General features: G+C 33.9%; 17 protein-coding genes and 2 pseudogenes. 10 read left to right on the top strand and 9 right to left on the bottom strand.

The features are described from left to right. Window positions 1-20 precede the first annotated feature (20 nt). From IGK14_RS10735 to IGK14_RS10725, 3 genes are read left to right on the top strand one after another with little or no spacing between them, the layout of a single operon-like run. Window positions 21-3,095: a rhamnan synthesis F family protein gene (locus IGK14_RS10735; protein ID WP_010749354.1), complete on the top strand. Its 3,075-nt coding sequence runs from the start codon at window positions 21-23 to the stop codon at window positions 3,093-3,095. Window positions 3,096-3,141: 46 nt separating this feature from the next. Beyond that, window positions 3,142-4,389: a glycosyltransferase family 4 protein gene (locus tag IGK14_RS10730; RefSeq protein ID WP_010749355.1), complete on the top strand. Its 1,248-nt coding sequence runs from the start codon at window positions 3,142-3,144 to the stop codon at window positions 4,387-4,389. Between the two features lie 20 nt (window positions 4,390-4,409). After that, window positions 4,410-5,720, top strand: coding sequence for a DUF2142 domain-containing protein (locus IGK14_RS10725; protein WP_010749356.1), 1,311 nt, complete (start codon window positions 4,410-4,412; stop codon window positions 5,718-5,720). Between the two features lie 274 nt (window positions 5,721-5,994). Here the strand turns inward: IGK14_RS10725 and tnpC (IGK14_RS10720) are convergent, their stop codons facing one another. From tnpC (IGK14_RS10720) to IGK14_RS10680, 9 genes and pseudogenes are all read right to left on the bottom strand, one after another. Beyond that, complete coding sequence (tnpC, locus tag IGK14_RS10720; RefSeq protein WP_010749202.1) at window positions 5,995-7,515, bottom strand: IS66 family transposase; 1,521 nt, start codon at window positions 7,513-7,515, stop codon at window positions 5,995-5,997. 95 nt (window positions 7,516-7,610) lie between these two features. After that, window positions 7,611-7,967: an IS66 family insertion sequence element accessory protein TnpB gene (gene tnpB / locus IGK14_RS10715; RefSeq protein ID WP_010749201.1), complete on the bottom strand. Its 357-nt coding sequence runs from the start codon at window positions 7,965-7,967 to the stop codon at window positions 7,611-7,613. Then, on the bottom strand, window positions 7,957-8,139 hold the full coding sequence (locus tag IGK14_RS10710; RefSeq protein ID WP_002300846.1) for a hypothetical protein: 183 nt from the start codon (window positions 8,137-8,139) through the stop codon (window positions 7,957-7,959). The genes tnpB (IGK14_RS10715) and IGK14_RS10710 overlap by 11 nt, the downstream gene beginning before the upstream one ends. Before the next feature lie 180 nt (window positions 8,140-8,319). Next, window positions 8,320-9,840, bottom strand: coding sequence for an IS66 family transposase (gene tnpC, locus IGK14_RS10705; RefSeq protein WP_010749202.1), 1,521 nt, complete (start codon window positions 9,838-9,840; stop codon window positions 8,320-8,322). Between the two features lie 95 nt (window positions 9,841-9,935). After that, on the bottom strand, window positions 9,936-10,292 hold the full coding sequence (gene tnpB, locus IGK14_RS10700) for an IS66 family insertion sequence element accessory protein TnpB (protein ID WP_010749201.1): 357 nt from the start codon (window positions 10,290-10,292) through the stop codon (window positions 9,936-9,938). Next, complete coding sequence (locus IGK14_RS10695) at window positions 10,282-10,464, bottom strand: hypothetical protein (protein ID WP_002300846.1); 183 nt, start codon at window positions 10,462-10,464, stop codon at window positions 10,282-10,284. Before IGK14_RS10695 ends, tnpB (IGK14_RS10700) begins: the two co-directional genes overlap by 11 nt. A 69-nt stretch (window positions 10,465-10,533) precedes the next feature. Next, window positions 10,534-11,813 (bottom strand): annotated as a pseudogene (locus tag IGK14_RS10690) (ISL3 family transposase). Window positions 11,814-11,959: 146 nt separating this feature from the next. Further along, window positions 11,960-12,313: pseudogene (locus tag IGK14_RS10685) on the bottom strand (transposase); the annotation flags it as partial. Window positions 12,314-13,119: 806 nt separating this feature from the next. After that, window positions 13,120-14,922: an LTA synthase family protein gene (locus tag IGK14_RS10680; RefSeq protein ID WP_438712215.1), complete on the bottom strand. Its 1,803-nt coding sequence runs from the start codon at window positions 14,920-14,922 to the stop codon at window positions 13,120-13,122. A 236-nt stretch (window positions 14,923-15,158) separates the two neighbouring features. On the opposite strand from IGK14_RS10680, the gene IGK14_RS10675 reads away from it, so the two are divergent. The 7 genes from IGK14_RS10675 (at window position 15,159) to greA (ending at window position 21,769) form a co-directional block, all read left to right on the top strand. Continuing rightward, entirely contained in the window at window positions 15,159-15,941 is a 783-nt protein-coding gene (locus tag IGK14_RS10675) for a glycosyltransferase family 2 protein (protein ID WP_010749360.1), read from the top strand. Then, window positions 15,910-16,686 (top strand): glycosyltransferase family 2 protein, encoded by a 777-nt coding sequence (locus tag IGK14_RS10670; protein ID WP_051095375.1) that lies wholly within the window; start codon window positions 15,910-15,912, stop codon window positions 16,684-16,686. The genes IGK14_RS10675 and IGK14_RS10670 overlap by 32 nt, the downstream gene beginning before the upstream one ends. Before the next feature lies 1 nt (window position 16,687). Beyond that, on the top strand, window positions 16,688-17,044 hold the full coding sequence (locus IGK14_RS10665; protein WP_010749362.1) for a DUF2304 domain-containing protein: 357 nt from the start codon (window positions 16,688-16,690) through the stop codon (window positions 17,042-17,044). Beyond that, window positions 17,041-18,072, top strand: coding sequence for a glycosyltransferase (locus tag IGK14_RS10660; RefSeq protein WP_438712213.1), 1,032 nt, complete (start codon window positions 17,041-17,043; stop codon window positions 18,070-18,072). Before IGK14_RS10665 ends, IGK14_RS10660 begins: the two co-directional genes overlap by 4 nt. Window positions 18,073-18,236: 164 nt before the next feature. After that, window positions 18,237-19,769 carry a lipopolysaccharide biosynthesis protein gene (locus IGK14_RS10655; RefSeq protein ID WP_010749364.1) on the top strand — a complete coding sequence of 511 codons (1,533 nt, stop codon included), beginning with the start codon at window positions 18,237-18,239 and terminating at the stop codon, window positions 19,767-19,769. 61 nt (window positions 19,770-19,830) lie between these two features. Further along, window positions 19,831-21,174: an endolytic transglycosylase MltG gene (gene mltG / locus IGK14_RS10650; RefSeq protein ID WP_194186073.1), complete on the top strand. Its 1,344-nt coding sequence runs from the start codon at window positions 19,831-19,833 to the stop codon at window positions 21,172-21,174. A 115-nt stretch (window positions 21,175-21,289) separates the two neighbouring features. Next, window positions 21,290-21,769, top strand: a complete 480-nt coding sequence (gene greA / locus IGK14_RS10645; protein ID WP_005229556.1) for a transcription elongation factor GreA — start codon at window positions 21,290-21,292, stop codon at window positions 21,767-21,769. The last annotated feature ends 77 nt before the right edge of the window (window positions 21,770-21,846 follow it).

Here is a 21,846-nt window from a genome sequence, read left to right as displayed (position 1 = left end):
AATGAGGTGGGCAAAACTTTATGGGGTTAGTATCTGTTATTGTGACATGTTACAATCACGAAAAATATATTGAACAATGTTTAAAAAGTGTACTTTCTCAAACGTATCCTGAGATTGAACTGCTTGTTATAAATGATGGTTCAACTGATAAATCAGAAGAAATAATTCTTAAAACTCTTGAACTTTCTAACACAAAATATGAGTATATTTATCAAGAGAACAGTGGTGTTTGCGTAACAAGAAACCGTGGGTTAGATTGGATAAAGGGCAAATATGTTCTTTTTATTGACAGTGATAACTATCTCGATCCTGAGTTTATTGAAAAATTAGTTTCTTTGGCTGAAAGCGAAGAGGTCGATATAGTATATACCGACTTAATCAATGCTTCATCAAAAGAACTTTTCATGAAAGCCAGACCGTTCGAGCTTCAAGCCTATTTAACAAATAATTTTATTGATAATTGTTCACTAATACGAGCATCCATCATTAAAGATGTTCGTTATGACTTGAATTTAAACCGAAAAAAATTAGTTGATTATGATTTTATCATGAATTTGATTTTAGTTAATAAAGCAAAACCAAAAAAATGTGAAGAAGCTAAGCTGAATTATCGAGTACTGGCAAATTCGATTTCTAGGACCGGAGAGCATTCTTCTGATAAATTTTATTATGAAGTTTATTTTTATATATTAAGAAAACATATTGAAGACTATCCCAATGAAATTCTTAATGCAGTTTCACACAATACTATGATATTGGAAAATAGATTAAGCAATCTCACAAAACATTTGACTGAGTTAACAGAACATGTAAAGAATCAAGATCACGAAATTATCGTGAAAAACGATGAAAAAAAACTTTTAGAATTGGATAAGCAAAATCTGCTTGTTGAAAGAAAAGAGTTGGGTGAACATTTCTCTTATGAAATTGAAAAATATGAAAAAGAACAATTTACAATGAAACAAATTATTGCAACTTTGGAAAATGAGAAAAATGAAATTCGAAATTCAAATTCATATAAATTAGGGAATCTTTTCATCAAGCCGATACATTACGGATATCGCTTTATTAAAAATCCAGCTCTTGCTTTAAAAGTGTGGAGTAAATTAAAAGAGAACACAAGAAAATACTCAACAAAAGTTGTAAAACCCTCTACACTCCTGATGAGGATTAAAAGGAGTGTAGAGAGAAAGAATAATAACTATGTTGCTCCATCAAGAATTTTGATTTTTGTTATTTATGAAGACAAAGAGAAATTACAAGAATATAAACTTCTTTTCTTGAAAGCATTTAAAGCTCTATGTACAGATCTCTTAATTATAGTAAATGGTGATTTACCAAGCTCGGATATTGAGCAGTTGGAACAATTAGGCCGTGTAGAAACCAGAGAAAATAAAGGATACGATACGGCAGCATTTAGACATGGAATTTTGCTTTTGGGTAAAGAGAAGCTTTTGGAATATGATGAGTTACTGTTAGTAAATGATACCAACATTGGACCTGTTGGTGAATTATCATCTATTTTTAAAAAAATGGCAGATAAAAAACTGGATTTTTGGGGTTTGACTTATGGAGAAGAATATAACGATTTTACTAATTTAAACAAATACGGCTATATTCCTAAACACTTACAGTCTTACTTCTTAGTAATAGAAAAGACATTGCTTTCTTATTCAGGGTTTTATTCTTATTGGGAAAAAATGAATGATACAAATTCAAGAGATAAAGCAATTGGTATGCACGAAACGGTATTCACAAAGCATTTTTCAGATTTAGGATTTAAGCATGGTGCGTTAACAGAAAAAAACGAGGATAGTGCAATGTATATCCATCCTCTTGAGATGCTTAAAGAGGGTATACCAGTAATCAAATATACTGCATTATCAAACTATACAAATGAGAAATTTATTTGGCAAGGCTTGAATAGGCAAACAGAAATCCCTAGTTTGGTAAAATATATAGAAGAAAAGACAGATTATCCTGTTAAAATCATCAAAGAGATCATAGAGGATATAAAGGAGAAAGATTCACAAAAGTATGTATTGATTATTGATGGTGTTGAAAATGTTATTCCACAACTGACAAAATATCGTGTTGAAAATAAAATTGAACAATTAAAAAATTTGAATTTTAGAGTGAAGTCTGTGGGACTTTCTGAGCTGAAAATTAGCGATGCAGAAAGAGCGAGCCATATTATAATTTATAGAGCGCCATATAATGAGATGCTGGTCAATTTGATTCAAGTGGCCAAAGAATTTAATAAGCCAGTTTTATATGATATTGATGATTTAGTGATTGATACGAAATACACTGACCAGCTTTCGTATGTTAAAGGATTATCTAAAATAGAGAAGCAAAATTATGATGCTGGCGTGACTAACTATGGAAAAATGCTGGTTCTATGTGATATTGCAATAGCTTCCACAGAAGATTTGAAAAAAGAGCTAAAAAAGTATAATACTAAAGTGTTGTTAAACCGTAACTTAGGCAGTGAGGAATTAATAAAGCTAAGCAATAATGCAGAAAAACTTAGTGATGCATCATGTGTTCATATTGGGTATTTTTCTGGATCAATTACTCATAACGAAAATTTTGAATTAATTATGCCGGCAATATTGAAAATTTTAGCTTCCTTTAATAACGTGAAATTACATTTAGCGGGTCATATCGATATTCCGAATGAGTTAAAAGAATATAGTGAACAAATTGTGATCCATCCATTTGTTGACTGGAGATTGCTGCCGCAACTTGTTAAAAATGTAGATATAAATCTTGCGCCGCTTGTCGACACTATATTTAACAGGGCAAAATCTGAAATTAAGTGGTTAGAAGCTGGGTTATTAAAAATTCCAACAATTGCCAGTAACATTGGATCATTCAAGGACATGATAATTGAAGGTGAAACTGGCATTTTAGTTGATTCATCTGAAGATTGGTTTGAAAAACTAGAGCTGCTTGTAACGAATGGAGAGTTGCGCAAAAAAATTGGACGTAACGCGTATAATTATGTTGTTAACAATTGTACGACAATTCAACATAGCGATGAATTGACAGATTTTTTATCTGAAGAGGCAAAAAATAAAATAAACGATTAAATAAAATATTCTTTAGTATAGGTATGTTTTAAATGAAGGAGACAAGATGAAAACAATACTTTTCGTGTCACCAACGGGTACGCTCGATAATGGAGCAGAAATATCTATCGTCAACTTAATGAAGTTTTTAGCTGCAGAAGGATATCATGTAGTTAATGCAGCACCGATATATGGAGTTGCAACAGAAAATGATTATTCTAGATATTGTGAGTCCAATGGCATTGAATGCTGTTTGATCAATAGCCAACGTTGGTGGTGGGAAGATGCTCCCGCACATATATTTGGTTCAGAAGAAGAAAGAGTTGTTTCATATAGAGACACAATTAAGACATTAACCGAGATTATAAAAGAAAAACAAGTGGATGTGGTGATTACAAATACGGTAAATATGTTTCAAGGTGCTCTTGCTTCTTGTCTAGAATCTATTCCTCATATCTGGTTAATTCATGAATATCCAGAAAAAGAGTTTGCTTACTATAAGAATAAACTAGATTTTATTGATCAATTTTCCACGGATATATTTTCGGTCACAGGTGATTTAAACAATCATCTGAATAAATTATTTAATAGTAGAGAAATACTTCCTTTTGCGCCGTATACAGAACTAAAAAGTTCAAATATTCAAATAGGAAAGAAAAAAAGAATCGTTTCAGTTGGAAGAATAACCAAAAGAAAAAATCAATTGGAGCTAATTCGAGCATTCCATGAAATAAATAGAAAAGATATCGAACTAGTTTTTGTTGGCGGTTGGGATGAAGAGTATAAAAGAGAATGCGAACGATATATAAAGGAGCATACTATTGCATCAGTTTCTTTTACCGGGAATGTAGAGAATCCATGGGATATAGTTACAGATAAGGATATTTGTGTGTTTACATCAAGTTTAGAGACATATGGATTAGTTTATGTAGAAGCTTTACTCAATGGTATTCCAGTGATCATTTCGGACAATCCAGGCCATTTATCTGCATATGAGATGTTTCAACATGGGAAAATATATCCATTAGGTAATATTGATTCGCTTGTAGAGGCTATTAATTATTTTATAGACAATTTTGAAGAAGTAAAAAGTAAATCAGAAATGTTCATTAAAACAGCGAAAGAAAAATATCAAATCAAGTCAGTTTATCATGTTTTAATAGAAAAAATAAATCAAGCAAAGACAAATGAACATGCTATAAGACACATAAAAAACTTATTAGTAATCAACGAAAAGAAAAGTAAATTAGCAAATCTAGAAATAAAAATAAGAACCTTTGTGCAGAGAGTGATGTATAAAATTAAAAATAAATAAATACTTAAGGGGTTAAAATAATGGTTCGAAACAAATTACGAGAACCGCAAGGAATTTTTCTCGTACTAGCAACTCTATTTATAGGGATTTCGGTATTTTTAATGCCTATTAATAGAGTGCCCGATGAGATGAACCATGCGAGAATGGCATGGAATTCAATATTTGTAAGAACTGACACGAGTTTTGATTGGATGAATAGTGTTAGTGCAGATACTGAAATTAACAAAAGTGAATATAAACAGTTGTTTACGGAAAAAATTGATTTATCCGAGGAAAAATTTCAACCAAGCTTTGAGTTGAAAAGAATTATGCATATTCCGCAAGTTTTAGGAATGATACTAGGAAGCATTGTTTATCCATCAATAGGTGTGATGGTAACATTGGGACGCTTATTTAACGCTGTATTTTATATAGCCAGTATGTATTTAATTATTACAAAGACTAGATACGGTAAATGGTCGATGGTGCTTTTATCTTTACTCCCTATAATGGTTCAACAAGCAGGATCATTATCTTATGATGCTGCAAACTTCGTAGCGATTCTTGGCTTTTTTGCCTTTTTAAGCTTAATGATTGAAAATCCTCAAATCAATTTAAAAAAGTTGTTTCAAATTTTGCTATTTGCTCTAGCACTATATATTACGAAAAGTAATAACTTTTTATTTCTATTGCTTCTGTTCCCAATCAATTTCATATTAGCAGGAAAACTTTCTCCTTTGGAGAAAGTTAATCAGCATATAAGAAAGTTGATCTTCAAATACAAATATATACTGATCGTCCTTCTGCTTGTTCTTGGGGGATTAGTAGGTATTAAAATGTTTGGTGGTATACAGGGAATTAAAGAATTACTGCTCGTTTTGGTGAGAACTCTATTTAATAATAATCTAAATGGACATTTAAACAGCATTTTAACCGTGGGTATGTTTGGTTATATTGGGTTGTTTTCGGTAGAAATCCCTTTGTGGATTATTTTTATAGATGTAGCTTTATTGGCTTTTATTTCTGCTCTGGATAGTGATTTTGAAATCAAGAAAATATTCGGATTTTCATCGTTAGCAATCATTGTAATTCAAATTTTGGCTATAATCGCTGGAATGTACTATGCTTGGACACCGCTAGTATTAGGAGAGAATGCAATAATTTCGGTAGGTGCACAAGGGAGATACTTTACTCCGTTTCTTATTTTTCTTGTTCCTTTTTTCATCTCATTAAAAGATAGCATAAAAGTCGAGATGAGTGAAAAGCTATTAAGGTTTGCTATAATATTAACTTTAGTATTCAATTTTATTGTTTCTACAGGCTTGGTTTTGGATACTTATTGGTTTTTATGATGGGAGAACTTATGAACAGGGTTGCTTATCTTTAGATTAGTTTTTTTCTTTTCTAATTCATTTTCAGTATAGAAATTTGCTGATTCTGTTTTTTCAATAATAGATGAAATGAGTTGTGTAAAATCAAATCTGGGTCAGAATGAACCACATTCTGGCTCAGATTTTTTGTTATCTTACATTGATTAATTGATTGATCGTAAGCGTGTCATAAAATGGTACCTAAACACAAATAGCCCGATTTGATACACTCAAATCAGGTTATTTGTGACTTATATTATTTACAGATTTCTTGTATCTGCTGATTCCATGGCAAATAAGCGCGTAGCGCTTCAGGTGTCATCGAAGACAGATTGGGAATCTCTGTAAAAAGATGATTTAAATATTTGCGGATGTTTAACCCATTCGCAACAGCTGTCTGGATAATACTCAATATAATTCCATTTGATCTAGCGCCTTTTAAGCTTTTAGAAAATAGCCAGTTTTTTCGACCGATCACTAACTCTTTGATGGCACGCTCTGCTCGGTTATTTGAAAGTTCCAACCGTCCATCAAGCAACACAATCTGAAGTCCGTCTTTATGATTGACTGCGTATTGAACCGCCTTTCCAAGCTGCGATTTTGGCAAATAAGCAAAGCTCTCACACCAATGAAAAAATTCAGTCATCACAGGCTGCAACGTTTCCTTCCTCGCTACAAACCTTTCTTCTGCGCTAAGCTTATTAAAGGTCCGTTCGATTCGAAACATCTTGTCACAGAAGTCTAACCCTATTTTGGCATGACTTTTTGGGGACGGTTGTTTACCCAATGCTTCAAAAAACTTTCTGCGAACATGCGCCCAACAATAAACATTGTTTACCGGCAGCTTTCCATAGGCCGCGTAACCATCAGTATGCAAGAAACCGCTAAATGATTCTAAAAAACTTTTGGGCTCATCAACGGAACGCGAATTTGCGTGCTCGTAGAGCACAACTTGTTTTTCTTCGCTTTTACCTGAAGCATATAACCAGTAAAAGGTCTTTTCTTTATGAGTATTCAATACCCGATAGCTTGTCTCATCCGCGTGTAAGACCTCCTGATTGCTTAATTCTTGATGAAGGCAATTGTAGATTGGCTCTAAAACCATTTCACTTACCTTGATATGCCAATTAGTGATTTTTTTACGATCAAGAGGGAAACCAAGTGCATGCCATTCTTTTTCTTGTCGATATGCCGGCACCTTTTTAACAAATTTTTCCCAAATACTCTGTGTCACAATTGAAGAGGAACCTAGACTATTATTGATCAACGGTTTAGGAACAGGCGCTTTTTTGATTTTTGTTTCTCCTAATGCTTCACATTCTCTGCAATGATAGGCATGTTGGTAGATGACTTGTTTTTCTATATGGGCAGGAACATACAATGGCTCTTCTCTAAGCCTTGTCGCACCGATATCATGTAAAGTATGACCACAGTCTTCACACAAACAATCGGCACCTTTTAATTCATAATGAATAGGAACTTCAGGCAGACCTTCTAATGAAAGTGCTTTGAGTCCCTTGCGTTTTCTGCGTTTAAAAGAAGATACCGTAATGGTTTCCTGGCTTTCTTGTCCAGTGTGCTCTGGTTCATTAAAAGTTGAGTCGTCTAATAAATCGATTTGCCCATCTACGGGTGGTGTTTCTTTTTTTCGTCCAAACAAGCGTCGATTCATTTCAGCAATTTGTTCTCTAAGAAGAGTATTTTCCTGTTGCTGGATTTCAAGCAACTGTGTTAATTGCTTGATTTGTACAAGAAGTTCAGATTCCAATTTTGTCATTTTTACACCACCATTCTAGCGATTTTCTTACATCTATTATACCATTTTATGACAACGAAAAACAGACAAAATCCTTGATTTAACAAGGTTTTCGTCTAATATATCGCACCTTTTTTCGTTTCTTTTAGCGTACATTTTTCTTCGATTGAAAGGCCAGTCAACAATCGCTCCAAAAGGAGCGGATTTAATTGTAAGACTTCTTTTCTGGAACGCGGCCATTGAAGGTACCCATTTTCAAATCTTTTGTACATTAATACAAATCCATTTTGATCCCAGTAAAGAGCCTTGAAGCGATCTTTCTTCGTACCGCAAAATAAGAAAAGCGCTTGATCGTAAACATCAAGGTCATATTCTTCTATAACGAAAGCTGCTAGTCCATCAATTCCTTTTCGAAGATCTGTTTTTCCACAAACGATAAAAATATGTTTCAATGCAGTTGCATCAATGAGCATTGGCATTCAACTCTTTTAACAAGGTATACAAAAGATATTTATCCATTCCATTATAAATAAATATTTCCTTATCTTCCGATTTGATTCTGCAAGCTAGTTTTGGCTTGGTGTCAATTTGCGATTTTTGAGCCGCACTTGAAAATTGAACTGGTACAATATCTTTTTTATTCATTCGTTTTTCTCCTTCTATATTTAATAGTTTAATTATAGAAGAAAGATAACCGGCGTACGAGATACTATCCTATGACACGCTTACGATTGATCAAAAAGATTCGTAAGCGTGTCATAAAATGGTACCTAAACACAAATAGCCCGATTTGATACACTCAAATCAGGTTATTTGTGACTTATATTATTTACAGATTTCTTGTATCTGCTGATTCCATGGCAAATAAGCGCGTAGCGCTTCAGGTGTCATCGAAGACAGATTGGGAATCTCTGTAAAAAGATGATTTAAATATTTGCGGATGTTTAACCCATTCGCAACAGCTGTCTGGATAATACTCAATATAATTCCATTTGATCTAGCGCCTTTTAAGCTTTTAGAAAATAGCCAGTTTTTTCGACCGATCACTAACTCTTTGATGGCACGCTCTGCTCGGTTATTTGAAAGTTCCAACCGTCCATCAAGCAACACAATCTGAAGTCCGTCTTTATGATTGACTGCGTATTGAACCGCCTTTCCAAGCTGCGATTTTGGCAAATAAGCAAAGCTCTCACACCAATGAAAAAATTCAGTCATCACAGGCTGCAACGTTTCCTTCCTCGCTACAAACCTTTCTTCTGCGCTAAGCTTATTAAAGGTCCGTTCGATTCGAAACATCTTGTCACAGAAGTCTAACCCTATTTTGGCATGACTTTTTGGGGACGGTTGTTTACCCAATGCTTCAAAAAACTTTCTGCGAACATGCGCCCAACAATAAACATTGTTTACCGGCAGCTTTCCATAGGCCGCGTAACCATCAGTATGCAAGAAACCGCTAAATGATTCTAAAAAACTTTTGGGCTCATCAACGGAACGCGAATTTGCGTGCTCGTAGAGCACAACTTGTTTTTCTTCGCTTTTACCTGAAGCATATAACCAGTAAAAGGTCTTTTCTTTATGAGTATTCAATACCCGATAGCTTGTCTCATCCGCGTGTAAGACCTCCTGATTGCTTAATTCTTGATGAAGGCAATTGTAGATTGGCTCTAAAACCATTTCACTTACCTTGATATGCCAATTAGTGATTTTTTTACGATCAAGAGGGAAACCAAGTGCATGCCATTCTTTTTCTTGTCGATATGCCGGCACCTTTTTAACAAATTTTTCCCAAATACTCTGTGTCACAATTGAAGAGGAACCTAGACTATTATTGATCAACGGTTTAGGAACAGGCGCTTTTTTGATTTTTGTTTCTCCTAATGCTTCACATTCTCTGCAATGATAGGCATGTTGGTAGATGACTTGTTTTTCTATATGGGCAGGAACATACAATGGCTCTTCTCTAAGCCTTGTCGCACCGATATCATGTAAAGTATGACCACAGTCTTCACACAAACAATCGGCACCTTTTAATTCATAATGAATAGGAACTTCAGGCAGACCTTCTAATGAAAGTGCTTTGAGTCCCTTGCGTTTTCTGCGTTTAAAAGAAGATACCGTAATGGTTTCCTGGCTTTCTTGTCCAGTGTGCTCTGGTTCATTAAAAGTTGAGTCGTCTAATAAATCGATTTGCCCATCTACGGGTGGTGTTTCTTTTTTTCGTCCAAACAAGCGTCGATTCATTTCAGCAATTTGTTCTCTAAGAAGAGTATTTTCCTGTTGCTGGATTTCAAGCAACTGTGTTAATTGCTTGATTTGTACAAGAAGTTCAGATTCCAATTTTGTCATTTTTACACCACCATTCTAGCGATTTTCTTACATCTATTATACCATTTTATGACAACGAAAAACAGACAAAATCCTTGATTTAACAAGGTTTTCGTCTAATATATCGCACCTTTTTTCGTTTCTTTTAGCGTACATTTTTCTTCGATTGAAAGGCCAGTCAACAATCGCTCCAAAAGGAGCGGATTTAATTGTAAGACTTCTTTTCTGGAACGCGGCCATTGAAGGTACCCATTTTCAAATCTTTTGTACATTAATACAAATCCATTTTGATCCCAGTAAAGAGCCTTGAAGCGATCTTTCTTCGTACCGCAAAATAAGAAAAGCGCTTGATCGTAAACATCAAGGTCATATTCTTCTATAACGAAAGCTGCTAGTCCATCAATTCCTTTTCGAAGATCTGTTTTTCCACAAACGATAAAAATATGTTTCAATGCAGTTGCATCAATGAGCATTGGCATTCAACTCTTTTAACAAGGTATACAAAAGATATTTATCCATTCCATTATAAATAAATATTTCCTTATCTTCCGATTTGATTCTGCAAGCTAGTTTTGGCTTGGTGTCAATTTGCGATTTTTGAGCCGCACTTGAAAATTGAACTGGTACAATATCTTTTTTATTCATTCGTTTTTCTCCTTCTATATTTAATAGTTTAATTATAGAAGAAAGATAACCGGCGTACGAGATACTATCCTATGACACGCTTACAAAGATTCTAATTCTCATGTTCTCGAATGATTTAAATCCGTAGGATACTCGTTTCATTGTCTTTATGTGGGTATTCTTCGCTTCAATTTTTCCATTGGAATAAGGATAGATCATTGCGTTGGTGATGCCTTCTTCATAGGTCAGAAGGTTTTGAAGCTTCTCCCGAAAGCCGTCATCTAACGTTTCGGGAAGTTCTGCCAATATGGAGAAAAATAAGTCAGGGTCTTTGTCTCAAAAGGCTTCAACTAATTCATGAAAAAAGGGATACGCCTCCTTCAGGGGCGCAGAAAACTGAAGCAAACGATCAATCATCATTGCTTCAGTAAGAAATGGGTATTTTGGTGCTCGGAAACTTTTCCATGTTTTGTATTCATAATGGTTGATGTTTGCACGATTTTTTAGCAAAAAGCGCCAGTTCTTTTTCAGTTTTTCTGCATGGCTTTTCTGCCCTGCTTTACGAAGTTCATTCATTTCACGGATACGCAACTCATTGAACGCTTGATTCATGTGTTTGACAATATGAAACCGATCAATCACTACTTTCGCATTTGGCAGAACACGTTTGGTGAGCTGGAAGTAGGCAGCGTTCATGTCTGTAACCAAGAATTCTACTTCTTCTGGATTGGTACAACCTAAGAAATAGCTTGTTAATCGGGGTAATTTACGCGTAGGCAAAACATCAAATAATTTTCCTGTTTCGCCATCTGCACAAATAAAGCTCATCTTATCTTCTATGGAAGCGTGCGAACGAAATTCATCAACCATCAATACTCTGGGGAGAATCTTCTTAGATTGCTTTGGCAAATAGCTTTTAAACTCTTTCAACGTACGAATAACGGTGGTCAAAGATACCTGACAGCTTTTCGCAATAAAAGATAAAGATACTTTTTCAGTTAGTAAAGAAGCAATTTTATATCTAACATGATTTGCGATTGAATGTCTGGGTTGGACAAAATAACTTTGAGCCGTCCAATGGGTGCGACAGTTTTTACAGGTATAGCGTTGCTTTTTTAGGCGCATAACCAAAGGCATATGATTGTATTGTTCAAAACGGACAATCGTTTCCTTTTTTCCATTTTTCACTATAATTGCTTTCCCGTTTCCATCTACCACAGTAGAACCACAACTTCTACAAGCACGAGGAGTAGGCGAGAGAACCGCATCGACGACCAACGTCTTTTTCTTCTGAAGGGTCTCGTACGAGACCTCTGTAATCATCAAATCTTTCTCTATTATTCTCAGCATTTTTTGATAGAATCATTCATATAGCATATCGTCCTCTCAGTTGTTTATTTTGTGGTGATTTAATCATACTAGAGAACGATATATTTTTTAATATCTAAAATGAAAATGGGGCTGAAGAATCAATTCTGATTCATCAGTCCCATAAATTATAGAGTCAGATTTTTTGTTATCTCACATTGATTAATTGATTGATCAAAAAGATTCTAATTCTCATGTTCTCGAATGATTTAAATCCGTAGGATACTCGTTTCATTGTCTTTATGTGGGTATTCTTCGCTTCTATTTTTCCATTGGAATAAGGATAGATCATTGCGTTGGTGATGCCTTCTTCATAGGTAAGGAGGTTTTGAAACTTTTCCCGAAAGCTGTCATCTAACGTTTCGGGAAGTTCTGCCAATAAGGAGAAAAATAAGTCAGGGTCTTTGTCTCGAAAGGCTTCAACTAATTCATGAAAAAAGGGATACGCCTCCTTCCGGGGCGTAGAAAAGTCAAGCAATCGATCAATCATCATCGTTTCTGTCCCATAAAAATTATAGAGGCTGATTTTTTGAGGAGAATGATTAGGCGGTTGAGAAATAGAAAGCCTTATTCTCATTACATGATATAAATATCTTTTGGTGTCATGTTGTAACAGGAAACTTGAAATGCTTTTAATTTTCACTTTATAGATAATGGGATTATAAGAAGTCTATTAAAATAAAATTTCGCTTTTTTACCAAAAAAATATTCATACAATTATATTATGATTAAAATAAAAAAAGGTGATAAATCAAGCAGCATTCTTTTTTAATTTACCTCTACTCACAATATAGTTGATTTAATAAATATTAAAGTAATAATCGCTCTTTAAAGAATCGATGTAAAAAAGGTATTTTAAGAAAACTTTTTTATGTACAAAAGTAGTATAAACGAGAGGATATTATGATTGACTTGCAATTCTGTCATGCAGGTCACCTTAGAAAGTGTAATTTGGCTGATACATAAAAAGTGGTTGTGGACAATCAAGAAAAATCTCCCCTCTTCCAGTTGCTACTATATATTTTTTATTTTAAGAGCGGATGTGAAATATTGTTCTTATTTGAAAAAAGAGTTTATAGATTAGACCAGCAAAATATTTTTGGATTTTGAATCGTGTTTAAAAAAAATATTAGATTTCTATCAGAATATATTATTTCAAAAACTACTTAATCATATAGCTAACAAGAAAGTGATCTTTCTGACATGTTGCTTTGAGCAAGCGAAAAAAAAGACAAAAACATCACTTGGATGCTTTTGTCGGGGCGATTTATGAAGTATTCCATGCAGCAGCGATCGATATATTTTTCACTAATTATTACTATTTGTATTTATGGTAAGATCCGAACCTTTCATTATATACTTATTATAAAAACTTGAGTTTTTACTTAATTCAGAGGTAAATGTCTCGTATCCCAAGAATTCCATTAAAGTATTAGTATCAGAATATAAATTAGTACCTAGTCCTATTCGGTCGCCTTCTATTTGTACGCCTAGTGCGGCCAATGTTGTAGGGAAAAGATCGAGTGTGCTAAATTGACGCTCAGTGTTATTTAATGTAGTAATAGGAGAGTTGATGAATAAATTAAAAACCGTTCTCTGGTAAGATTCTTCTATTGAAGCGAAGTAACCTTGGTCCATATTTAAATGGTCTCCAGCAATAACAATAGTTGTATTTTCATAAAATGGCTGTGCTTTTATCCAAGCAATAAAGTCGCCAATCATCTGATCCGAATAATAAATAACATTGCTAAGCTGTTCATCAAAAATCTCAGGTGTATTTTCATTTTTGTATCCATCTGGAAAATGAGTATCTGCCGTTAGCATAGTCAAATTAAATGGCTGGTCTAGTGATGCTTGTTCCAAAAGTGTGTTTTTCGCAAATTCAAAGAGTTTCTCATCCTCATATCCCCACCATACTTTTCTATCTTTTGGTATCCAACCATGGTCATTAGCATAATTATAATCCCGTATCTCGTAGTCTCCATGTTGCTCATAAAATTTCTTCCTACCGCCAAAATCGGCGTCTGACCCCAATAATAAAATTTGGTTATATCCGTTGTCATGCAATATGTCACCTATAGAGGTAATTCCTGGCATGAAATGTTCAGTATTGCCATAGTCGTTTTCACTATATCCGCCGGTCACACGTAAAGGCACGCCTGTGCTTTGTCCAACCATTCCTCCTACCGTAAATCCAACACCAGGAACTTGAATTGCCCCCCCTAACAGCTTTTGGTTGGAGAAATTTAGTCCATCTGAATATGAGAGTTCTGTGATATTAGGCATTAAATTTTCTTGTTGGGCGCCTCCAACAGCTGACGAAAGATAAGTTGTCTCTAAGGACTCAACAAAAATATAAATCAAGTTTCTCTTGTCCTCAGGAAAAGTTATAGAAATCGAATTTGGATCAACATAAAAATCTTCATATATAGTTGATTTTTCAAAAAAGTAAGCTTTCAATTCATTAAAACCAAGTTTATTAAGGCCTAATACTATATTTGCTAACAATAAAATTACTGTAAAAAAAATAGAAAGAAAGCATGATTTTTTTGAAAATTTGACTATTCTAGTGGTTTTCGAAAAACGAATCATAATCATGAAATAGAGTAGAATGATGATAATTTGTGTAATGACTATAGAGTTTAGTAAAGGACCTAAAAGATATGCGTAAATCTGTCCTTGATCAGTTCCAGTTAGCGGTTGAGAAAGTGTATAAAAAATTTCATCTATTCCAACGTTTCCGAAGTAGCTTTTAGTCCAATAGGCGCTATTAGAGGCCAAAAAACCTAAAAATGTCAACAATATCAGTAGTAGTGAAAGTGCAACATATTTTTTATCAATCTTTATAGGTTTCTCAAGCCAATAGTTTGAACCAAATCTAAAAATTGCATAGAAAATTATCGCAAGGACTAATGAGAGTATGGTCCTTACAACCGTACCATTTTCTGAAACCCTTTCTAAAAAAAGTACGACTCGAGTAAAATTGGATGAAATAAAAGTACTAAGGGTGAAATGAAAGCTAGCAATAAAAAAAGCGAAAAAAAGCCGCTTCAAAAAGGTAGAGCGACAGTAAAAAAACAAAATAAAAAAAAGACCCAGGCTTATAAGCATTTAAAAAATCCTCCCAGAAAAAACTGTTTTAGAAATAAGTGTCGTTAGCAAAAAGTTTAATATAAATCTTCGATTAAGTAAATTATTTCATTAAATACAATCTTAAAAAGATGAAGTATGATAAAGTAAGAAAAGGTTATATATTTTATTTGATTATTGAGATTTATTTAGAAGTCGAGTATAATTTTAAAGATTGAGTTTGTAGCGGCAGCTCTAGAATAGGAAAGGGGAAGAGAATGCATACCTTTGTAATTTGTGCATATAAGGAATCGCCATTTTTAATAAAATGTATTGAATCTTGTAAGAATCAGACGAGTGTTTTAAATAATAATTCCAAGATAATAATGTACACAAGCACGCCAAACGAATATATAAAGAAAATTTCTGTACAATATGGGATCCCTTTATTTATAAAAGAGGGAGGCAGTATTGGAAAGGATTGGAACAATGCTTTGTCTGTTGTAGAAACAAGATATGCGACAATTATTCATCAAGACGATCTCTACTTGTCAAACTATGGAGAAAAAATATTGAATTCTTTCGAAGAAAACAATAATCTTAATATAGTATTTTGTGATTATGAAGAAATTGATGAGCAAGACAACATAAGAGAACGGAATGTTAATTTGAAAATAAAGACCTTCGGATTGCATTTACTGAGTTTGTTGCCATACAAGAAATATCAGCGCAGAATATATGCTTTTGGTAATTTTATATGTTGCCCAGCTGTATCATATGATTTAGATCGGTTAAAAGATTTTTCTTTTAATGAATCTTTAAGAATGGCGGTTGATTGGGATGCTTGGGAACGCATAATGAAGCGCCATGGAGAAATATTATACATTCCTGAACGTTTGATGTATCATCGTATCCACTCAGAATCAGAAACAACGGTTAATACAGTTTCAAAGACAAGAGAAGCTGAGGAATACGAATTGTACCAACGTTACTGGGGAAAGACTATTGCGAAGTTATTGATGAAATATTATGTTAATAACCAAAAGAGCAATCAACTATGAAAATAAGGATGAGATAAAATTGAATCCCAAAATATTGTTAATCATTCCAGCCTATAATGAGGCGGACGGTATTGAAGATGTTATCCGCAAAGTAAATGATTATAGAAAAAATTATAAATATATCCTTGATTACATTGTAATAAACGACGGCTCAACTGACAATGAAGAAGAAATCCTTCGAAAAAATGATATCAACCATGTTGAACTTGTTAATAATCTTGGTATTGGTGGAGCAGTTCAGACCGGGTACATTTATGCTTTAGAAAATGATTACGACATCGCTGTTCAGTTTGATGGGGATGGACAGCATGATATTCAAAGTCTACCTAATTTGATAGAGCCTCTCATAAATGACGTAGCTGATTTTACTGTTGGTTCAAGATTTGTTTCTGATAGTAAATCTAGTTTTAAATCCACTGGTGCCAGGCAGGCAGGAATAAAAATTTTATCCAATTTAATTTATATGCTGACTGGTCTAAGAATAAAGGATGTTACAAGCGGTTATCGAGCGGGCAACAGAAAAGTTATAGAACAATTTGTTAGTAGATACCCAAGTCAATATCCAGAACCTGAGAGTTATATGCATTTAATTGCGAAAAACATTAGAGTAAAAGAAGTCGGCGTTAGAATGTTTGAGAGGACTAGTGGGAAATCAAGCATTCATTTGTTGGACTCAGTTGCCTATATGTTTAATGTTTCGATCTCTATATTGATTGCTTCTTTGATTGAGAGGGAGGATAAGTAATATGCCAATACAGCTCCAAATAATTGCTATTTTTTTAGCAATTGGTTTTTTATTGTTAACGATATTTTTAATTCGGAAAGATCATGCAGAAGTCAGACAAATGAATAAGTGGTTATTTTTAAGCGTAATCATGATTTTTGGCGCTTTGTTTCCCAGTTTAGGAACAAAAATTGCTCACTCATTTGGGATCACCACACTGACTTCATTAGCATTGTTTACATTAACTGCTTTTTTGTTATTTATTGCTTTAACAAGCAGTATTGCCTTGATAAATACCCAACGTCAAATTAAAACATTGACACAGCAATTGTCACTTTTAAAACATGAAATGAATAAATTAAAAAAGGAGAAACAATGAGAGGCGTATATCTATCGCAAGATCTATCGCATGCTGGTGGTATAGAGAAAAAAATCTATAGACAAATCGAAGAATTTGAAAAGAACAATTTTACTATATATAAGGCGATTAATCCCAAGAGAAATATATTTCACCTAATTCGCAATGTTATCCCATTTTTTTCTAAACAATATTTTATGTCTGATAATATTAATTGGATTGAATATGACTTTGTTTATATAAGAAAAGGCGCCGTCTTAGACAAAAGTGTTATTGACTTATTAACTAAAATAAAATTACAGAATCCGCAGATTCTTATTATTATGGAAATTCCGACATATCCTTACATAAATGAATTCAAGGGTTTGCTTAAATGGATTATAAAAAGCAAAGAAAAATTATGGGTTCCTAAGTTGAAATTGTATGTTGATTTGTTCGTTACTTATTCCGACGATAAAAAAATCTATGATATTCCATGCTTAAATATTTCAAATGCATACGACTTTCCGGAGCGTCCGCCATTAATTAAATGTTCGAGTGATTCAATACAACTCTTAGGCGTAGCTGCGCTATGCTTTTACCATGGTTATGATAGAGTCATCGAAGGGTTGAATGATTATTATCAATCAAGTAAATCACAACGCCAGATTCAGTTTCAACTAGTTGGTGATGGTCCTGTGCTTAAAGAATATGAACAATTGGTTAAAAAATATCAATTAGAAGACAAGGTTACGTTTCATGGTAGAATAGCATTTTCCGATTTAGATCGATTTTATCAGACAGCAGATATTGGAATTGACTCTTTGGCTCGTCATAGATCGGGTGTTTTTTATAATAGTAGTTTAAAAGGAAAGGAATATTTAGCAAAAGGTTTACCTATTATATCAGGGGTTAAAACAGAGCTGGATTCAGAAAATTTATCTTTTTATTACAAAATTCCCAATGACGATACACCGCTAGATATTGAAAAAGTCGTTGAATGGTATGATTCTTTGAGAAAAAAACATGTCGAAGAAAGAACTGACAAACTTCATATACAAATATGGTAAGTCAAACTATACGTTTGAAAAAACGTTTCAGCCTGTGGTGGATTATTTAAAAGAACGAGAGACTAAAAGAAAATAAATTTTACTTTGTTGGTTTGCTATCCAATGGTTCAATCAGCGAGATATTGAGTAAAGAAAATAAAATTTATTTAGTTGAAAGGATTCTAATGGAAAATAATCAAACAAAAAACTTATTTAAGAACTCATTTATCACTGGAGTTATTTTTGTAATTCAGATGATTATGAGTTTTGTTACAAGAACTCTTTTTATTAAATTCTTAGGTGTTGAAATACTGGGATTCAATGGTGTAATAAGTAATATTTTGATGGTTCTATCTGTTGCTGAGCTAGGGATAGGACCTGCCTTGATTTTTTCGCTTTATAAACCTTTAGCGGAAAATGAAGTCGAACTAGTGAAAATTCTGATGAAATTTTATAAAAAAATATATACTTTGATTGGCTTAATAATTGCAGGACTAGGGCTCGTTCTAATCCCTTTTTTACCCTTTATCGTAGATAGTTCTGCTCAGATTGATCATCTGTATTTGTATTATTTATTGTTTTTATCAAATACAGTAGTGTCATATTTCTTCACTTATAAAAGAAGTATAATTATAGCAGATCAAAAGAACTATATAGTAGCTTCAAATGACTTTTTATATTGGATGATGTTTCAAATCTCAAGTTGTTTTGCTATAATGCTATATAGTAGCTTTACTGCGTATCTAATCTTTCAACTTTTAAGTACGATAGCTGCTAATCTAAGTATTTCTTTTATAGCGGATAAAAAGTTCCCTTATCTTAAGGATAAACCCAGTGATACACAGTTGCCGCAAAATTTAAAATCTGAAATAAAGAAAAACACAATTGGTCAATTTACCAATAAAATAGGAACTATGGTTGTTAACGGAACTGACAACATCCTTATTTCAATTTTTATAGGTTTATCTCAAGTAGGAATGTATGTGAACTACACGTTAATAGTTACTTCCGTTACAAATTTAATCAATCAGATTATTAATTCAATGACCGCTACAATTGGAAACGTCGGAATAACTGGTTCCCGTTCAGATTCAGTGCGTATGTTTGAAAATCATCTTTTTTTTGTTCATTCTATCGGCTACTTTTGTAGTTTCTATTTGATTGTGTTGTTTAACCCATTTATTATTCTTTGGCTTGGCAGTAAATTTACGTTTAGTTTTTTTACAGTAATATTAATTGTTTTAAATTTTTCTATAACAATTTCAAGGAAAAGTGCGCTTAGCTTTATTGATGCTTATGGATTGGCATGGTACCAGAAGTATAAACCGGTTTTCGAATCTATAGTGAATTTGGGACTTTCTATACTTTTCATCACAGTGTTCCATCTAGGCGTTGATGGGGTTTTGTTAGGAACCATCATATCCAGCATAACGATTTCATGTTGGTTTGAACCATATGTTTTATACAAACATGGTTTTTCTGAACCGTTTAAAAAGTTTGCAATATTAGCTGTTAAAAATTATGGCACAACAGTAATAGGCTTAATATTGGCAATTGTAACAGCTCTATTGACATCAGAGCTTAGAGGATTTCAAGGTTTTATTCTCCAAATTTTAATCACAAGTACAATATTAATATCTTCATTTATTGCTATTAATATTAAACGAAGAGAATTTCGTTGGTTCCTACACCTTGTTTTAAGAAAAAAACATAATTAATTTCTAAAACAGTTTCACAAGTGATATCATTTAATTAAGAAGAATTTAAGGAGGAGTTGTTTTGTCTAAACAACAGCATCCAGAAAAATCGTTTAAAGACGAAGTTTTAAAGTCTTTAGAGTCAAACCAAAACAAAGAACGGGATATAGGAAGCGAATTGAATTCTCAGCAAGAAGAGCGTCAATCAATCATTTCTCGGTCGAATAAAGAAAGCACAGAGAAAGAAAAAGGCTCTAGAAGCCAAAGTAAAGCTTTTGGTCACAATAATAAAATAGACCCAAATAATGACGATTTAACGGGGAAAAACCAACGCAGATTGCAGCGCAGCAAGGAAGACAAAATAGTTAATAAGATCGTGATGATTGTTGTTCTTGTTTTCTTAATAATCGGCGGAATATTAGGTTTCTCAGCTTATCGATATGTTACTTCAAGTTTGCAGCCATTAGATCCCGATGATACTGAGAAGGTGACGATTGTTATTCCAAGCGGTTCTTCGAATAAAGCAATTGGTGAGATCTTAGAGGATGAGAACATTATCAAAAGTGGAATGATTTTTAATTATTACACAAAATTTAATAATCTGACGGGCTTTCAAGCAGGAACATATCATTTTTCACCAAATATGACACTGGAAGCGATAAGTGAGCAGTTGCAAAATGGCGAAGGCTCGGTCACCTCTGATGCAAAAGTGACGATTCCAGAAGGATTTGATGTTGATCAAATCGGTGATGCTCTAGCGGAAGCAACGAATATCTCGAAAGACGATTTCTTAGCTTTGATGGAAAGCGATGAGTTCTTTGAAAAAATGAAAGAAACCTATCCTGAGCTTTTAGCAAGTGCCGGCGATGCGCAAGGTGTGCGTTACCGACTAGAAGGATACTTGTTCCCAGCGACGTATGACTACTATACAGGGAATACCCTAGAAGAAGTCGTTACCCAAATGGTGGATAAATCAAATTCAGTCTTGTCGAAATATTTCGATCAAATCGCTCAAAAAGAAATGACGGTTCAAGAAGTCCTTACTTTGGCTTCACTTGTTGAAAAAGAGGGTAGTAAGCTAGAAGATCGTAAAAATATCGCACAGGTATTTTTCAATCGTTTAGCGATTGATATGCCGCTGCAATCGGATATTTCTATTCTATACGCGTTAGGTGAGCACAAAGAGCTAGTTACTTATGAGGACACTCAAGTTGACTCTCCTTATAATCTCTATGTGCATACTGGCTACGGACCTGGACCATTCAACAATCCAAGTGAAGCAGCGATCCAAGCGGTCTTAGATCCAACACCGAACAACTACTATTATTTCGTTGCTGATATTCATACCCAAGAAGTTTACTTTGCGGAAACCTATGAACAGCATATGCAATTAGTGGAACAATATGTAAACAATACCTCAAATTAAATTTTCATAGGTTTATAGTTTACATTTAAAAAAAAGCATGGTAATCTTTTGTGGACTCATCGCAAAAGATTACCTTTTGCGATTTAATAGAAGTTACTAAAAGGAGAAAAGAACTATGGTAGAAAAAGTTTACCCAATGACACTTGAAGGAAAAGAAAAGCTAGAACAAGAATTAGAAGAATTGAAAACGGTAAAACGCGGCGAAATCATTGAACGTATCAAGGTAGCCCGCAGTTTTGGCGATTTATCCGAAAACTCAGAGTATGAGTCTGCTAAAGATGAACAAGCGTTTGTCGAAGGCCGAATCACTACTTTAGAAAATATGATTCGTTTTGCAGAGATCATTGATAATGAGGGTGTAGACTCTGATGAAGTTTCCATCGGAAAAACAGTGATTTTTGTTGAGTTGCCTGATGGTGACGAAGAAGAGTACATGATCGTCGGTAGTGCTGAAGCAGATCCGTTTTCTGGGAAAATTTCAAATGATTCACCAATCGCTCGTGCCTTGATTGGGAAAAAAGTCAATGATGAAGTGACGATCTCAACGCCAGGCGGAGATATGCAAGTAAGAATCACAGAAGTAAAGAAAAGCTAATTGCTTGATCACTCGATCAATCTAGTTGACCCTGTTGTTCATTCTCCTTTAGGGAATTTGATCAAACAGGGTCTTTT

The organism is Enterococcus sp. DIV0970a, assembly GCF_051711265.1.
Lineage (GTDB): Bacteria > Bacillota > Bacilli > Lactobacillales > Enterococcaceae > Enterococcus_D > Enterococcus_D casseliflavus.
Note: the sequence above shows the minus strand (reverse complement) of the source record. Positions and strands in the feature narration are given on the sequence as shown.

Excerpts from the sequence above, each read along its gene's own strand:
- IGK14_RS10735 (WP_010749354.1), top strand. The coding sequence starts at position 21 with ATGGGGTTAGTATCTGTTATTGTGACATGTTACAATCACGAAAAATAT.
- IGK14_RS10730 (WP_010749355.1), top strand. The coding sequence starts at position 3,142 with ATGAAAACAATACTTTTCGTGTCACCAACGGGTACGCTCGATAATGGA.
- IGK14_RS10725 (WP_010749356.1), top strand. The coding sequence starts at position 4,410 with ATGGTTCGAAACAAATTACGAGAACCGCAAGGAATTTTTCTCGTACTA.
- tnpC (WP_010749202.1), bottom strand. The coding sequence starts at position 7,515 with ATGACAAAATTGGAATCTGAACTTCTTGTACAAATCAAGCAATTAACA.
- tnpB (WP_010749201.1), bottom strand. The coding sequence starts at position 7,967 with ATGCTCATTGATGCAACTGCATTGAAACATATTTTTATCGTTTGTGGA.
- IGK14_RS10710 (WP_002300846.1), bottom strand. The coding sequence starts at position 8,139 with ATGAATAAAAAAGATATTGTACCAGTTCAATTTTCAAGTGCGGCTCAA.
- tnpC (WP_010749202.1), bottom strand. The coding sequence starts at position 9,840 with ATGACAAAATTGGAATCTGAACTTCTTGTACAAATCAAGCAATTAACA.
- tnpB (WP_010749201.1), bottom strand. The coding sequence starts at position 10,292 with ATGCTCATTGATGCAACTGCATTGAAACATATTTTTATCGTTTGTGGA.
- IGK14_RS10695 (WP_002300846.1), bottom strand. The coding sequence starts at position 10,464 with ATGAATAAAAAAGATATTGTACCAGTTCAATTTTCAAGTGCGGCTCAA.
- IGK14_RS10680 (WP_438712215.1), bottom strand. The coding sequence starts at position 14,922 with ATGCTTATAAGCCTGGGTCTTTTTTTTATTTTGTTTTTTTACTGTCGC.
- IGK14_RS10675 (WP_010749360.1), top strand. The coding sequence starts at position 15,159 with ATGCATACCTTTGTAATTTGTGCATATAAGGAATCGCCATTTTTAATA.
- IGK14_RS10670 (WP_051095375.1), top strand. The coding sequence starts at position 15,910 with ATGTTAATAACCAAAAGAGCAATCAACTATGAAAATAAGGATGAGATA.
- IGK14_RS10665 (WP_010749362.1), top strand. The coding sequence starts at position 16,688 with ATGCCAATACAGCTCCAAATAATTGCTATTTTTTTAGCAATTGGTTTT.
- IGK14_RS10660 (WP_438712213.1), top strand. The coding sequence starts at position 17,041 with ATGAGAGGCGTATATCTATCGCAAGATCTATCGCATGCTGGTGGTATA.
- IGK14_RS10655 (WP_010749364.1), top strand. The coding sequence starts at position 18,237 with ATGGAAAATAATCAAACAAAAAACTTATTTAAGAACTCATTTATCACT.
- greA (WP_005229556.1), top strand. The coding sequence starts at position 21,290 with ATGGTAGAAAAAGTTTACCCAATGACACTTGAAGGAAAAGAAAAGCTA.